Source organism: Candidatus Nitrosotalea sp. TS, from assembly GCF_011319465.1.
Lineage (GTDB): Archaea > Thermoproteota > Nitrososphaeria > Nitrososphaerales > Nitrosopumilaceae > Nitrosotalea.
The window spans coordinates 42,613-55,899 of record NZ_RCMB01000018.1 but is presented as its reverse complement, the minus strand read 5'-3'; the positions used below and the strand labels follow the sequence as shown (position 1 = coordinate 55,899).

At 40.5% G+C, this 13,287-nt stretch carries 14 protein-coding genes; 10 read left to right on the top strand and 4 right to left on the bottom strand.

All coding sequences use genetic code 11. The features are described 5' to 3' along the window. Positions 1–6: 6 nt before the first annotated feature. From DYY67_RS08485 to DYY67_RS08455, 7 genes are all read left to right on the top strand, one after another. Positions 7–561 carry a V-type ATP synthase subunit E gene (locus tag DYY67_RS08485; protein WP_166392464.1) on the top strand — a complete coding sequence of 185 codons (555 nt, stop codon included), beginning with the start codon at positions 7–9 and terminating at the stop codon, positions 559–561. Beyond that, positions 562–1,629 (top strand): V-type ATPase subunit, encoded by a 1,068-nt coding sequence (locus DYY67_RS08480; protein WP_166392463.1) that lies wholly within the window; start codon positions 562–564, stop codon positions 1,627–1,629. A 4-nt stretch (positions 1,630–1,633) separates the two neighbouring features. Next, positions 1,634–1,972, top strand: coding sequence for a V-type ATP synthase subunit F (locus DYY67_RS08475; RefSeq protein ID WP_166392461.1), 339 nt, complete (start codon positions 1,634–1,636; stop codon positions 1,970–1,972). 9 nt (positions 1,973–1,981) lie between these two features. Further along, entirely contained in the window at positions 1,982–3,745 is a 1,764-nt protein-coding gene (locus DYY67_RS08470; RefSeq protein WP_166392459.1) for a V-type ATP synthase subunit A, read from the top strand. Further along, entirely contained in the window at positions 3,746–5,137 is a 1,392-nt protein-coding gene (locus DYY67_RS08465) for a V-type ATP synthase subunit B (protein ID WP_166392457.1), read from the top strand. A gap of 2 nt (positions 5,138–5,139) precedes the next feature. Then, positions 5,140–5,808: a V-type ATP synthase subunit D gene (locus tag DYY67_RS08460; RefSeq protein WP_166392455.1), complete on the top strand. Its 669-nt coding sequence runs from the start codon at positions 5,140–5,142 to the stop codon at positions 5,806–5,808. A gap of 119 nt (positions 5,809–5,927) precedes the next feature. After that, positions 5,928–6,251: a hypothetical protein gene (locus DYY67_RS08455; RefSeq protein ID WP_166392453.1), complete on the top strand. Its 324-nt coding sequence runs from the start codon at positions 5,928–5,930 to the stop codon at positions 6,249–6,251. A gap of 2 nt (positions 6,252–6,253) precedes the next feature. On the opposite strand, the gene DYY67_RS08450 is transcribed toward DYY67_RS08455, so the two are convergent. Beyond that, entirely contained in the window at positions 6,254–8,245 is a 1,992-nt protein-coding gene (locus DYY67_RS08450; RefSeq protein WP_166392451.1) for a V-type ATP synthase subunit I, read from the bottom strand. Between the two features lie 29 nt (positions 8,246–8,274). Then, complete coding sequence (gene pyrI / locus DYY67_RS08445) at positions 8,275–8,736, bottom strand: aspartate carbamoyltransferase regulatory subunit (RefSeq protein WP_166392449.1); 462 nt, start codon at positions 8,734–8,736, stop codon at positions 8,275–8,277. Positions 8,737–8,778: 42 nt separating this feature from the next. On the opposite strand from pyrI, the gene pyrB reads away from it, so the two are divergent. Beyond that, on the top strand, positions 8,779–9,711 hold the full coding sequence (gene pyrB, locus DYY67_RS08440) for an aspartate carbamoyltransferase (RefSeq protein WP_166392447.1): 933 nt from the start codon (positions 8,779–8,781) through the stop codon (positions 9,709–9,711). On the opposite strand, the gene DYY67_RS08435 is transcribed toward pyrB, so the two are convergent. Together DYY67_RS08435 and DYY67_RS08430 are read right to left on the bottom strand one after the other, a co-directional pair. Further along, positions 9,712–10,887, bottom strand: coding sequence for an FxLYD domain-containing protein (locus tag DYY67_RS08435; RefSeq protein ID WP_166392445.1), 1,176 nt, complete (start codon positions 10,885–10,887; stop codon positions 9,712–9,714). It lies immediately after the preceding gene. Positions 10,888–10,925: 38 nt separating this feature from the next. Further along, on the bottom strand, positions 10,926–11,309 hold the full coding sequence (locus DYY67_RS08430; RefSeq protein ID WP_166392443.1) for a CopG family ribbon-helix-helix protein: 384 nt from the start codon (positions 11,307–11,309) through the stop codon (positions 10,926–10,928). Between the two features lie 85 nt (positions 11,310–11,394). Between DYY67_RS08430 and DYY67_RS08425 the strand changes: the two genes are divergently transcribed. Both DYY67_RS08425 and DYY67_RS08420 read left to right on the top strand, forming a co-directional pair. Further along, entirely contained in the window at positions 11,395–12,399 is a 1,005-nt protein-coding gene (locus DYY67_RS08425; RefSeq protein ID WP_166392441.1) for a metal ABC transporter solute-binding protein, Zn/Mn family, read from the top strand. Continuing rightward, positions 12,396–13,211 (top strand): metal ABC transporter ATP-binding protein, encoded by an 816-nt coding sequence (locus DYY67_RS08420; RefSeq protein ID WP_166392439.1) that lies wholly within the window; start codon positions 12,396–12,398, stop codon positions 13,209–13,211. Before DYY67_RS08425 ends, DYY67_RS08420 begins: the two co-directional genes overlap by 4 nt. Positions 13,212–13,287: the final 76 nt, after the last annotated feature.

Sequence of the window (13,287 nt, the reverse complement as noted above, 5' to 3'; positions counted from 1 at the left end):
TCAGTAATGAGCATAGAGACTTTCCTCCTTGAGATAGAGAATAGAAAGAAAAGGGAGATTGATAGTCTCGATAAGGACCTAGCAGAAAAAAAATCTAAACTTCAAACAGAATTGAATATTACTGTTAAAGAGATTCAAGAAAAGTTTGCAAATGAAGCAAAGGTAAAGTCAGAAAGAGAATATGCCAGGATAATTGAAGCAGGAAAACTCCAGGCAAAAAAGATCATGTTTGATGCCATAAATGCAAACATGCAATCTGCATTTGATGTCATCCAAAAAGAAGTTGAAAATTATACCAAGAGTCCGCAATACAAAAAAGCTCTTGAAACCATGGTGAACAGCGCAAAGAAAAAACTCGGACAAAATATTGTTGTTCACTGCCGCGATGAGGACAAATCCGTATTGAAGGATATGGGTGTAACAGTGGACAAGATCATTAAAACTCTAGGCGGCATAGTTGTAGAAAACAAGGAAGGAACAAAAGAACTTGATCTTACTTTTGAAGAATTGCTAAGAACCAACGAAGACCAGATCAAAAGTTTCCTTTCGGAGCGAATGTAGTTGCCGACATCGCAGTATGCATCATCCTTTGGCCGTTTACAAGCATTTTCCCTGAACCTCCTCTCAAAAGAGGCAATACAGAATCTAATGAAAGCAAAAGACGAAGGGGAGATGGTAAAGATTTTAGAATCAACCTGGTATGGCCCAGAAATTGAAAAGGCGGCAACTTTATTCAAAGATACAGATCTCTTGGAGGTCGCATTAAACAGACACCTAGTACTTGTTAACAAGATTGCACTAGAGGCAACGCCATTTAATGGCAAGTCTGCAGTGCGAGCATATCTGTCCAAGTGGGATATTTACAATATAGAACTAATTTTGTCTTCAAAAATCATGGGCAGACCAATCACGGAGGTAGAATCATTTTTGGTATCAAGCAGAAACGTTCCAGCCGGAATCTCGGCAGGAAATATTCCTCACGATGAGATTAAGGTTATACTTTCACAGAACAATGTAGAGGGAGTTGTAAATCAACTAGTCAAGTACAACTATGGTACCATGTTGATGCAGCATCTTGAGACATATCAAAAGACAGGAAACCAAGGTCCTATGATGTCTGCACTACAGACTCATTACTATCATAATCTTTTGGAATCACTCAAGTTCTTCCAGGGTGATGAGGGCATGATTCGCGATCTCTTTAGAACAGAGATAGACAAAAAGAATGTCCTAAGTCTTCTGAAGGCAAAAGAATCTAACCTTGACAAAGATATACTTGGCAGACACATTATAGATGGAGGAAAGATCTCGAAAAATGAACTCTTGGAGATCTATAACGCAAAGGACGTGCCGGAAATCGTAGGAAGAATCGAGAATCGCTTTATGTTGGTTAACGCACTTGCTCTATACAAGAAATCAAAAAGTCTAATTGATTTTGAAGTTGCTTTGGATAAATTCATAAATTCCGAATATGTGAACAAATTGAAAAATATTGCATTATCAATTGGAACAATTTTCTACTTTATTCTTAAAATGGAACAAGAGCGTGAAAATATCAAAAGAATTGCATATGGCAAGCGCTATAACCTCTCAGCCGAGCACATCAACTCGTTATTACTAATAGAGTGAGATAATGTCTACACAAAAAACCCAATCCAGTGGAAAGATCGCAGTAGCAGGAGAGCGTGAGCTTGTCATAGGATACAGGCTTATTGGAATCGAGGATACCTTTGTAGTAAGCGGTGAAGAGGCAAGCAAAACTATCCAAGACCTGTACCACTCTGGAAAATTTAGTCTAATTATTGCAAGCGATGCCGTACGAAATGCCCTCCCGGCAGTCTTTAGGAAAAAGATCGAGGCGTCAATAGAACCATTAGTTCTGTTCATGCCGGCCATGGAAGGAAACATTCAAGAAGAGTCGATTGCGGCACTGGCAAAGAGAGTGTTAGGAATAAGTATCCCCACAAGTTGATGATAATAAATGGTTGATGGAATAATCTCAAGAATTTCGGGTCCGGTAGTAATTGCTAGTGGACTTGAGGGAGCACAGATGTTCGACGTCGTCCGCATCGGTGAGATGGGACTAGTCGGTGAAATAATCAGATTAGAAGGAAACAAGGCAACAGTACAGGTTTATGAAGATACTACAGGTCTACGTCCAGGCGAGAAGGTAACCAACACAAAAAGGCCACTTTCAATGCAGCTTGGTCCAGGTCTGCTTACTTCGATTTATGACGGAATTCAAAGACCGCTTGATGTTCTAAGAGAACAAAGTGGTGACTTTATCAGTAGAGGAAAAGTCATTCCAGCTCTTGATCAAACCAAAAAATGGGACTTTGTTCCATTAAAGAAAAAAGGAGATACTGTGTCTCCTGGTGAAATAATTGGCCAAGTCCAAGAAACTCCGCTTATCATGCACAAAATTATGGTACCATTCAATGTTGAGGGCCAATTGTCAGAAATTTCAGAAGGCAAGTTTACAGTTAATGATATTGTTGCAACTGTACAAAACAGTGCCAAAACAGATATCGGCCTTTCAAGCTGGTGGACCGTAAGAACTCCAAGACCAGTTCTAAGAAAACTGCCGCCAGAGGAACCACTGCTTACCGGTCAAAGAGTACTTGATACATTCTTCCCTGTTGCAAAGGGCGGAACAGCTGCAATTCCAGGTCCATTTGGAAGTGGAAAGACAGTAACTCAACAGCAGCTTGCAAAGTGGGCAGACAGCAATGTTATCGTGTATGTAGGTTGTGGTGAGAGAGGAAATGAAATGACCGAAGTTCTTTCAACTTTTCCAAAACTCGAAGATCCAAAATCAAAACGACCATTGATGGAGCGTACCATTCTTGTAGCTAATACTTCTAACATGCCAGTCGCAGCAAGAGAGGCAAGTATCTACACCGGAATTACAATGGGTGAATACTACCGTGACATGGGTTATGGCGTTGCCTTGATGGCAGACAGTACTTCCAGATGGGCCGAGGCATTAAGAGAAATTTCAGGTAGACTGGAAGAGATGCCAGGTGAAGAAGGATATCCAGCTTATCTTGGTAGAAGGCTAGCAGAATTTTATGAAAGAGGAGGTAAGGCAATTGTTATCTCTCCAGAAGAGCGTGTCGGCTCTCTCACGCTTGTCGGCGCAGTATCACCTCCAGGTGGAGACTTTTCAGAACCAGTATCTCAGAACACACTTAGAGTAACTAGAGTTTTCTGGGCACTTGACGCAAGCTTGGCATCAAGAAGACACTTCCCATCAATTAACTGGCTTACAAGTTATTCATTATATGCAGATGACATGGGTGATTGGTACAAGAAGAATGTTGCAGCTGAATGGACTGCGTTAAGAAAGGAAGCACTTGAAATCTTGCAGAGAGAATCCGAGTTGCAAGAAATTGTCCAACTTGTCGGTTACGATGCATTACCAGAACCCGAAAAGGGAGTTCTTGATACCGCACGAGCAATCCGAGAAGACTATCTACAACAAAGCGCCTATGACGATGTGGATACATACACATCAATTAGGAAACAATTCCTGATGCTAGCTGCAATCATAGAATTTGGTAAAATGGAAACAGAGGCAATCAAGAAAGGAGTTACATCTTCAAAGATAGGAACATTAGAATCAAGAAAGATGATATCAAAAATAAAATGGACAAAAGAGGATCAGGTCGAACAGCTAGTCAAGGACTTTAAAAACAAAATGCAGCAAGAGTTTGACAGTCTCCTAGTGGAGGTTACACGCTAGATGTCTACCATATCATACAAGACAATTGACAAGATTGCAGGTCCGCTGATGTTTGTACAAGGAGTGGATAATGCATCTTATGGTGAAATGGTGGAAATAAAACTTGTAAACGGAGAAAGAAGACAAGGACAGGTTCTCGATACAAGACAAGGACTTGCAGTAGTTCAGGTATTTGGCTCAACTATGGGATTGAACACCAATGGAACATCAGTAAAGTTCCTTGGAGAGACTGCCCAGATTTCAGTATCAGATGACATGCTTGGCAGAGTCTTTGATGGACTAGGAAATCCAAGAGACAATGGTCCCAAGATAGTCTCAAAACACAAAGTCGACTTGGTCGGCTCTGGTATCAACCCATATTCAAGAGAAGAACCATCTGAGTTCATTCAAACCGGTATGTCTAACATAGATGCAATGAATACGCTTGTAAGAGGTCAGAAGCTTCCAGTTTTCTCCGGCGCAGGTCTTCCTCACAACTTGCTTGCAGCGCAAATTGCAAGACAGGCCAAAGTTCTTAATACATCTGAGAATTTCTCAGTAGTCTTTGCAGCAATGGGAATTACAAGCGAAGAAGCAAACTTTTTCGTAAAACAATTTGAAGAAAGTGGTGCACTTGGCAGAACCTCACTTTTCCTAAACTTGTCATCAGATCCATCAATGGAGCGTTTGCTTACTCCAAGACTTGCATTAACTACAGCAGAATATCTTGCATATGAAAGAGACATGCACGTGCTAGTCATAATGACTGATATGACAAACTATTGTGAAGCATTAAGAGAAATTTCAGCTGCAAGAGAAGAAGTTCCTGGCAGAAGAGGATATCCAGGCTACATGTACACTGACTTGGCATCTCTCTATGAAAGAGCAGGAAAGATCAAGGGCAGAAACGGCTCTGTTACACAGATTCCAATTCTAACCATGCCAGCAGATGATATCACTCATCCAATTCCAGACCTTACTGGTTACATTACTGAAGGACAGATTGTCATGAGCAGAGATCTTCATAGAGGAGACATACATCCTCCAGTAGATGTCTTGACCAGCCTTTCGCGTTTGATGAATCAGGGAATTGGAAAAGGAAGGACAAGAGAAGATCATCGAAGTCTTGCAGACCAACTCTATTCTAGCTATGCACAAGGAAAGGATGCAAGATCACTTGCGGCTATTGTGGGTGAAGAAGCATTAAGTGATCTTGACAGAAAGTTCCTAAGGGTAGCTAACAGCTTTGAAAGAAAATTTGTCAATCAAGGAATGGATGAAAATCGCTCCATTGAACAGACTTTGGATATTGGTTGGGAATTGCTCGATGAACTTTCAGACTCTGAATTGAATCGTATCAAGCCTGAATTTATCGAGAAATACAGAAAGAGGACCAGTCCAGGTGGAAAGTAGGGTTGCCATCAGTAACTAACATCCGGCCTACTCGTCTTGAATACATACGCACAAAAAGAAGAATAAAGATGGCACAAAAGGGCCTAAAGTTACTGAAACTAAAAAGACAGGCTCTAATTTTAGAATTTTTCAATACCAGCAAAACTGCAGCCTCTATGAGAACTGCCTTGCAGGCAGAGCTCATCAAGGGCTATCAGAGCATAATTATGGCAGAAATGCTAGCAGGTTCAATGAGGCTGGAAAATGAAGCAATGAAGATTCCTCAGCTTAACAAATTACAAATTACTTCAAAAAATGTAATGGGCGTTAAAATTCCAAAAATTGGCGGAGGACAAAATGATCAGTCCCTTACAGAACACTTGCTAGAGTTGCCGCCATCAATTAATGAAGCAATAAAGGCTTTCCAAAATGTCCACAAGATGGTACTTGAGGTGGCAGAAAAGGAAACAGCATTACGAAAACTTTTGCTCGAAATAGAAAAAACAAAGCGTAAATCAAACGCAATTGAGAATGTATTCATACCAAGATTGCAAGCTGCAGTCAAGTTTATCACTTTTAGATTAGATGAGATGGAACGTGATACTTTCATAATGCTAAAGACAGTCAAGCGAAAGATGGGAGAAAGAGAGCAGGAAGCCCAACTCAAAAAGGAGAAAGAGATAGTTGCCTAGCTTCAAGAACGCAGAACAGAGAAAATTATATCTGATAATGAGGGCTTTCAAGTTCGGAAATATCTTTGGAACAGTCGCTCTAGCATTATACGCAGGAAGGCACTTTCTAGGAGTATAAAATGTCGACTGCAGAAAAATACGTCCATTCACTCAAGCAGATAAAAGAAGCAGAGGATAGGACGCAAATACAGATAGACGAGCGCAAAAAACAAGTTTCAGAAGAATTTAGAAATTTTGAAAGTTATGTATCCAAAACAATCACTACTGCAAAGACTGATGGCGAAAAACTAGTGGGATCAAATGTGGACCAATCAAGAAAAAAAGCCACAACAGAAACCGAAAAGATAGTCAACGATGCAACTACTAAATCAAAAACAGTTTCCGCTAAAATTGACACACAAACTGTACAAGAAATAATCGATATTTTGCTAAAAGGGGTATAGATCTATTCTTTTGCCTTTAGCTCGTACTGATCATAGGTATACTTTCTTGCTGTTCCAAATGGCCTAAACGGTTTTCCGTTGCCGTGATAGAATTTGGAGAAAAATTCCACATAGACTAATCTTGCTCCCTGTATTCCTGGCTCAAACACTCCAATTATGATATTGAATATGTGTCCAATGAAAACGATAATGACTCCAAGTATAACAAATGGTATCGAGTGATGCAGGGTCTTGATGAAGATAAAGTCAATCACATCAGCAAGAATTACAGATGCAAGCAAAATTCCAACAAGTCTGGTATATGACAGGATATGGCTCACAATCGACGGCAGCTCCATGATTGCCCTTACACCTTCGCCGTAGAACATGAGTCCAATTCCAGCAAGCATCAGGCCAACATATCCAACTCCCTCTATGTGATGAATTGGGTTGACATGCTGGTGGTGTAATAGTGCCAATCCAGTAAGGACTACACCCCATCCAAAGAGCAGCCAGCCGGCCTTGCCTATTGCGTGTTTCTTCTCTCCTTCTCTTATGGTGTTGAGTATTCCAAGGATTAACCCAAATGTGACCATGCCCAATCCAATGTATCCAGATATGAGCAATAGTTTTCGCAGTCCAGTGATAGGATCAAAGAATGCGCCGCTTGCGGGCAAGTGCATTCCAAGTGCAGTATTGAGATAGCTGAAAAGGTATACGTTGGGATGGAATCCAAAGTACAAGTTAAACACAAATCCTAATCCCATTGCAATAATTGCACCAGGTGTCATGGCCTTTGCCAGCTTTACCATTTGTCGCGGTTTGAGTATGGTTAATGCAAACTTACGCAGTGGCGTGGGCATGATGTTAAAGTTCCTCTTTCCTCCCTCTACTCTTCGAATTACCCACCGGCAAACAAGCAGTATGACAAGGCCATAACCAAAGTCGCCTATCATCAATCCATAGAATATTGGAAAGAGAGTTCCAAAGATTAGCGTGGGATCAAATTCTTTTCCTGATGGCAGAGAATAGAACCTGATAAAGGCCTCAAACAGTCGGAATCTCTTTGGATTGCCAAATAGGGTGGGTGGGTTCTCGTCTGTTTCTAGCTCAAAAAGCAGTGTTCCGTTTGAATGCTGGTTAAAACTATCCTTTAATTGGCTTACCTTTGATTTTGGTATCCATCCTTCCAGTGCAAAGGAATCTGAAGTAACACCAAGGTTGTCAACAACTTCGAGTTTCTTGTTCTCAATTTCCAGTTGTTCTTCAAGACATATGATATTTACATAATTATCCTTTGAAATTTCTGCCAGTTGTTTATCAATTTCATTTATTTTTTGTGTAATTTCATTTTGTTTGTTCTTTAGGCTCTGGCTTAGCTCTGCCGCCTTCCCCTTTAGTTTTGGTACGGCCTCAAGTTTGACACTGTATTCTTGGATTACAGTAGATAATGCATGCGGAGGAAAGTTTGGAAAAGTGACCAAAATAATTCGTGTTGTGTCTTTTTCTTCCTTTGAGTACAGGAAGACATCTTGGCCGTGTACATTTAACGCTTGTTTGAAGCCTGCAGTGTTCTTTTGATCCACTCTTCCAAAATAAGAATGGGCAGATGAAAGTTGCAGCACATTGAAATCTTCAGGGAAAAACGAAAACTCTTCAACTAATTTCATGTGGTTTTCAGTTTCTTTGAATTGTGTCAGGAGTGCGTCCTTTTCTCTTTCTAATGATGCAACCTTAGAGTCTATGTCAATAGATTTTGTCCCCTCCAAGAGCTGTCCTACAGAGCCAAACCTTTGGCATTGTGTTGCCGATATTGGAGGCAATACAGTCTTCAGGGCCTTCATCCTTAGGAGCTGGTCTGAAACTTGTCTGTACGTATCATCGTCTCGTTCGTTTCGCAGCAGTGCTGCAACATCTTTTGAGAGCGGTTCGAGTTGAACTGCGTTTAGATCATGGAGAATTGAGACTACGGTTTGTCTTTCTTTTCTCAATCCAAGCACGGCAATGCGTGCCATTGGTATAGGTTTTAGAACCATCTACAAAATTAATAGTACTTTAATTCGTTAACATCCAGTATTCTAGTACAAAACCTGCATCTTAGAACAAGCCCGGTCTTGTCCACCACGTCCATCACCGGTTCTATCTCCTCATCGCTATTTGAGATACAATCAGGATTTGAACACTTGAAAATTCGCTCTATCTCATTTGGCAACGTCACGCGCCTCTTCTCTACCAATTTGTATTCCTTGATTATGTTTACAGTTGCCTTTGGGGCAATGAGCGCAAGCTTGTTGGTGTCAGAGTCTTGCAGAAATCTATTTTCGACCTTTATGACATCTTTTTTTGCAACCTTTGAGCTTGGAACATTGAGTGCTATTGTAATTACATTGCCGTCCTTTCCATCTATCCCCAGTGCACTGAGTACCTTGAGACCTTTTCCAGCTTCAACATGATCAATGACAGTTCCATTTTTGATTTTTCGAACGATTAGGTCTGATTCTGACATTGGAATAGTTTTTGTACTACTCATATATAACAGTGAACTACGATGAGCAATACTTTTTTCCAAAAAGATATTGTCTCGGTACGTGATTTTGATAAACAAAAGTTTGAGGAAGTTTTCCAAGCTACCGATAAAATAATTGGCATGAATCAAAATGAAAGAAGGGAGCTTGCACGAGGAAAAACTCTCGGTTATCTTTTCTTTGAGCCAAGTACCAGAACACGATTAAGCTTCGAGTCTGCAATGGCCTCCATAGGGGGTACCTCCATTGGCATAGCTGATGCTTCCTCCTCTTCTGCAAAAAAGGGTGAGAGCCTTGCTGACACAGTTAGGATAATGTCGCTATATTCTGACGTGGTTGTTTTGCGGCACCAGCTTGATGGGTCAAGCAGATTTGCAGCCGAAGTGTCAGAAACACCGCTTATCAATGCTGGCAGTGGAACCGAAGAGCATCCAACTCAGGCAATACTTGATCTCTATACAATCAGAAAGGAAAAGAAACGAATTGACGGTCTGAAGATTGGAATTGTTGGAGACCTAAAATATGGAAGAACAGTCTACTCGCTCTTGTATGCACTGAGCAACTACAAGGTGGATGTTCGATTGATATCCCCTCCAGCCTTGAAGATACGAGCAGACTCTACGTATGAGATAAGAAAAAGGCTCTCGTATACGGAAACAACAGACCTGGAAGAAAGTCTGGACGACCTCGATGTTGTATATGTAACAAGAATCCAAAAGGAAAGGTTTGCTGACATGGAAGAGTATGTCAAAGTAAAGGGCAGCTACAAGATCGGGCTGGAGTTGCTCAAAAAGATGAAAGAAGATGTTATAGTGATGCATCCGTTGCCACGCCTGGACGAAATCTCCCACAAATTTGATTCAACTCCACAGGCAAAATATTTCAAACAAGCTCAATATGGCAAGGAAACGCGTGCAGCTATACTTGCACTGATTCTCAACGAAAAAGGAATATAGCTATTTTACTACTCCAACCTGCTTTAGATATTTTATTTCATGGACAACATCGTCTGAAGGAATATTGTTGTATATCATGAAACTTACAGTGTTTTTCACCCATGGTGGAACATAGCTACCCTGAATTCCAAGTACATCTAGAAGCTTGGAATCAGATATGGTAAACGTTGAAAAGCCAGCCCAGGCAATTAACGCAGATTTTTCATCAAGATAAAAATATTCATCAGTGTTTGGAACATAATTTGGATCAAAGCCTGAAATCGTCACCTTGTGCTGGCCATAGCCTACATTGAATGCAACATGCCAATTTTGTGTATCATTGTCCTTGCTAATCAAGGGATTGATCTGGTTGCCATCTATTGATACCGTAAAGTCTCCAGCACTTGACCTGCTGGGAAACATAAAGTTGGCATAATATGGTATCTGCCAAGGATTTGCCGCATCAAAAGAGATTGAATTGTTGTTCTCATCAAAGTTTTGGTTGGTAAAATAGACAATTGAGAGGACGCTAAAATAAAATGTCTTGTCTTTCCATGGCGCTGACATTTCTACAGAGCTGTCAGCTCCTGGAATGAAACAACTGTAATAGTATACCTGTTTTGCAACTGCTGGATCAGGATACATGACAAACTCCGTCTTGTTTCCAGGGCTTAGGCTTGGTATGGTCCAGGTGTTTTCCACCTCATCAAGATAGTTATTGTTCTTGTCGTGTACCAATGCATAGACATCAATGTTGTTTACCGTATCATTGCCAGTATTTGTGATAAATCCAGTCAGGTGACCATCAGGATATTTCACAAGAGTTTTGTCATAGTTTACCTCTATGTTCAGGGGATTGCTATTGGTAAGAATGAATGAAACTTGGGGTTTTTGCAAAAGAGGCTTCCCGCTGGTTATCTGAGGAAACTTGAATTTGAATGGCATGTCCTTTAATGGATATATCGCAGGAAGGATGCGCGATTCTGAAAATGTAGCATTTCCATTATTTACCGTAATCTGGACTTTTGCAAGAACGGTCTGGTTGTCAGTATTTTTCACAGAACCATACACAACATAGATTCCATCATGATCAAAGTATCCTGCATATTCATTGTCAGGTATGTATACTTCGGCACTTGCAGCGTGAAATAAAATGCCAAGCAATACAAAAACAGGTATTGTATAAAAAATTCTCATCCTAATATTGCACTGATCCAGTTTAATTTGCATCTACCTTACATTGCCACAAGTTTGACATTTTCCATTTTTCTATTTGTTTTGAAATCTTTTGTCATAATGCTAATCTTTTCAGCGTCACCGTGTAACAAGAATAACTCCATGCATTTGTTTCCGTCAACCTTGCTGTGAAGATGTGTACCGATTAGGTCCTCATGATTGTGTTTAATGCCAGTAACTACCTGCTCGGATTTTTCATCATGGACTACCATTAGAATAGCATGAATACGGCCAAAAAGATCTGATTTTTGTTTCTCTTCATCCACTAGATTTCTAATTCCGGCGCGAATGATTTCAGACCTTCCAGAAAATCCCATTGTTTTTTGCAATTTGTCTATCTCCGACAAGATCTCATCATTTAGCGAGATTGAGACAATAGGCATGGCATGAATATTATTAACTATCTTATAAGTTTAGCAATAAATATTATTAACATTTTATAAATTTATTAATAACATTGCAATCAAGATGGCGTTGAAATCTGGAAAGAAAACGGCAGCAATAGCTGCAGTTGTAGCTGCAGTTATCCTATCTGCTCTTGTTATTGCAACTTCAAATGTTTTTGTTCAAAAAAATATCTCACCAAGCTTGGCCAATAGTACCAATTCTGCATCTGCGCATAAACTCAAAGTGATTGCATCTTTTTTTCCAATGTATGAATTTGCAAAAAATGTAGCTGGGGACAGGGCAGACGTTAGTATTTTCATTCCAATCGGTGATGAACCGCACGGATGGGAACCGACTACTCAGGAGATACAAGATGTACAAAACTCTCAGCTCTTCATTTACAACGGAGCGGGCATGGAAGCATTCATTCCAACATTTTTGTCTGCAGGTAATTTCGGAAACACAACATTTGTCAAAGCTTCTACAGGAATTACAATGCTCAATGCAAATGAAACAAACGCGGATCCCAATGAAGCAGGTCCAATCATTGTACAGGGAGGAAAGGATCCACATGTATGGAATGATCCAGTATTGGCAGAACAAGAGGTCAGAAATATTGGAAACGCAATGGAAAAAGCTGATCCGGCAAATGCACAATATTATGAAAACAACACAGTAACATACATTGGAAAGCTGGCCAAACTAGATCAAGACATCAAGTCGGGACTAGCAAACTGTAAGATGCGTACGTTTGTATCATTTCATAATGCATTTAATTACTTTGCACCGCGATACAACTTGACTGATATCTGGATATCAGGCCTGGCACCAGAAGCAGAAGTGTCTCCACAAGATCTTGAACGAGTAGAAACTCTGGCCAAACAAGCTAACGTTAAAGTAATTTTTTCTGAAGATCTCGTATCTCCTCAGCTTGCTGATGCCTTGTCAGCAGATGTTGGCGCTAGAACCGAAATATTGAGCCCCCTTGAGGGCATAAACAAGACTGAACAACAAGAAGGAATAACGTACCTAGATAAATGGCATGAAAATCTATCTGAACTCAGAGATGCAATGCAATGTCCATGAATGTACTTGATGTAGAAAATGTATCTGCAAGTTATAACGGAGCTTTGGCCATAAACAAAATTACCTTTGGTGTAAAGGAGGGAGATCTTCTTGGAATAGTTGGACCCAACGGTGCAGGCAAGACCACATTATTTAGGTCAATTCTTGGGCTGCAAAGCTATCAGGGAAAAATCAAGTTATTTGGCTATGAAGGCAGCCAGTATTCATCACTGCTTCCTATGGTGGGATATGTACCGCAAAAAGTAAATTTCGAGCAAAACTTTCCAGCCACCGTATCTGATGTTATCGCAATGGGTCTCTTGTCAGAGAAAAAACTAAGGAAGGGAGTCAAGTTGATTCAAAATCGTGGTTGCAGTTGGAACAGAGTATTTGGTGAATCAAGCAAAGATAGAGAAAAAATAGAAAAAGCAATTGAAATTGTTGGACTGGAATCATTAAGGGATCGCAGGATAGGTGAGCTGTCTGGGGGAGAACAACAGCGTACGTTCATTGCAAATGCACTTGTCAAAGAACCTGTGTTGTTGATAATGGATGAGCCAGTTACTGGCGTAGACATGGAAGTACAAAATAAATTCTATTCAGTGCTCAGAAAGATCAACAAGGAAAACAAGATTACCATAATCTGGGCATCACATGATCTTACTGCAATTTCAGATCATGCAACCAAGGTAGCGTGCATGAACAGGGACTTGTTCTTCCATGGCCAAAGAGATGAATTTTTCTCAAACAAGGATTTGCTAAAAACATATTCCGAGTCAGCTATGCAGATGCACATGCATGATCACGGCCACGATCACGGCAAAGAAGTGTAATTGTATGACTCTTGATTTTCTGGCGTATGGTTTTATGCAAAGGGCTCTGGTTGCCGGCGCAGCAGCGGCAATCTGT

What these genes read in the sequence shown, in the direction of transcription:
- DYY67_RS08485 (WP_166392464.1), top strand. Translation starts at nt 7, where the DNA reads ATGAGCATAGAGACTTTCCTCCTTGAGATAGAGAATAGAAAGAAAAGG.
- DYY67_RS08475 (WP_166392461.1), top strand. Translation starts at nt 1,634, where the DNA reads ATGTCTACACAAAAAACCCAATCCAGTGGAAAGATCGCAGTAGCAGGA.
- DYY67_RS08470 (WP_166392459.1), top strand. Translation starts at nt 1,982, where the DNA reads ATGGTTGATGGAATAATCTCAAGAATTTCGGGTCCGGTAGTAATTGCT.
- DYY67_RS08465 (WP_166392457.1), top strand. Translation starts at nt 3,746, where the DNA reads ATGTCTACCATATCATACAAGACAATTGACAAGATTGCAGGTCCGCTG.
- DYY67_RS08455 (WP_166392453.1), top strand. Translation starts at nt 5,928, where the DNA reads ATGTCGACTGCAGAAAAATACGTCCATTCACTCAAGCAGATAAAAGAA.
- DYY67_RS08450 (WP_166392451.1), bottom strand. Translation starts at nt 8,245, where the DNA reads ATGGCACGCATTGCCGTGCTTGGATTGAGAAAAGAAAGACAAACCGTA.
- pyrI (WP_166392449.1), bottom strand. Translation starts at nt 8,736, where the DNA reads ATGTCAGAATCAGACCTAATCGTTCGAAAAATCAAAAATGGAACTGTC.
- pyrB (WP_166392447.1), top strand. Translation starts at nt 8,779, where the DNA reads ATGAGCAATACTTTTTTCCAAAAAGATATTGTCTCGGTACGTGATTTT.
- DYY67_RS08435 (WP_166392445.1), bottom strand. Translation starts at nt 10,887, where the DNA reads ATGAGAATTTTTTATACAATACCTGTTTTTGTATTGCTTGGCATTTTA.
- DYY67_RS08430 (WP_166392443.1), bottom strand. Translation starts at nt 11,309, where the DNA reads ATGCCTATTGTCTCAATCTCGCTAAATGATGAGATCTTGTCGGAGATA.
- DYY67_RS08425 (WP_166392441.1), top strand. Translation starts at nt 11,395, where the DNA reads ATGGCGTTGAAATCTGGAAAGAAAACGGCAGCAATAGCTGCAGTTGTA.
- DYY67_RS08420 (WP_166392439.1), top strand. Translation starts at nt 12,396, where the DNA reads ATGAATGTACTTGATGTAGAAAATGTATCTGCAAGTTATAACGGAGCT.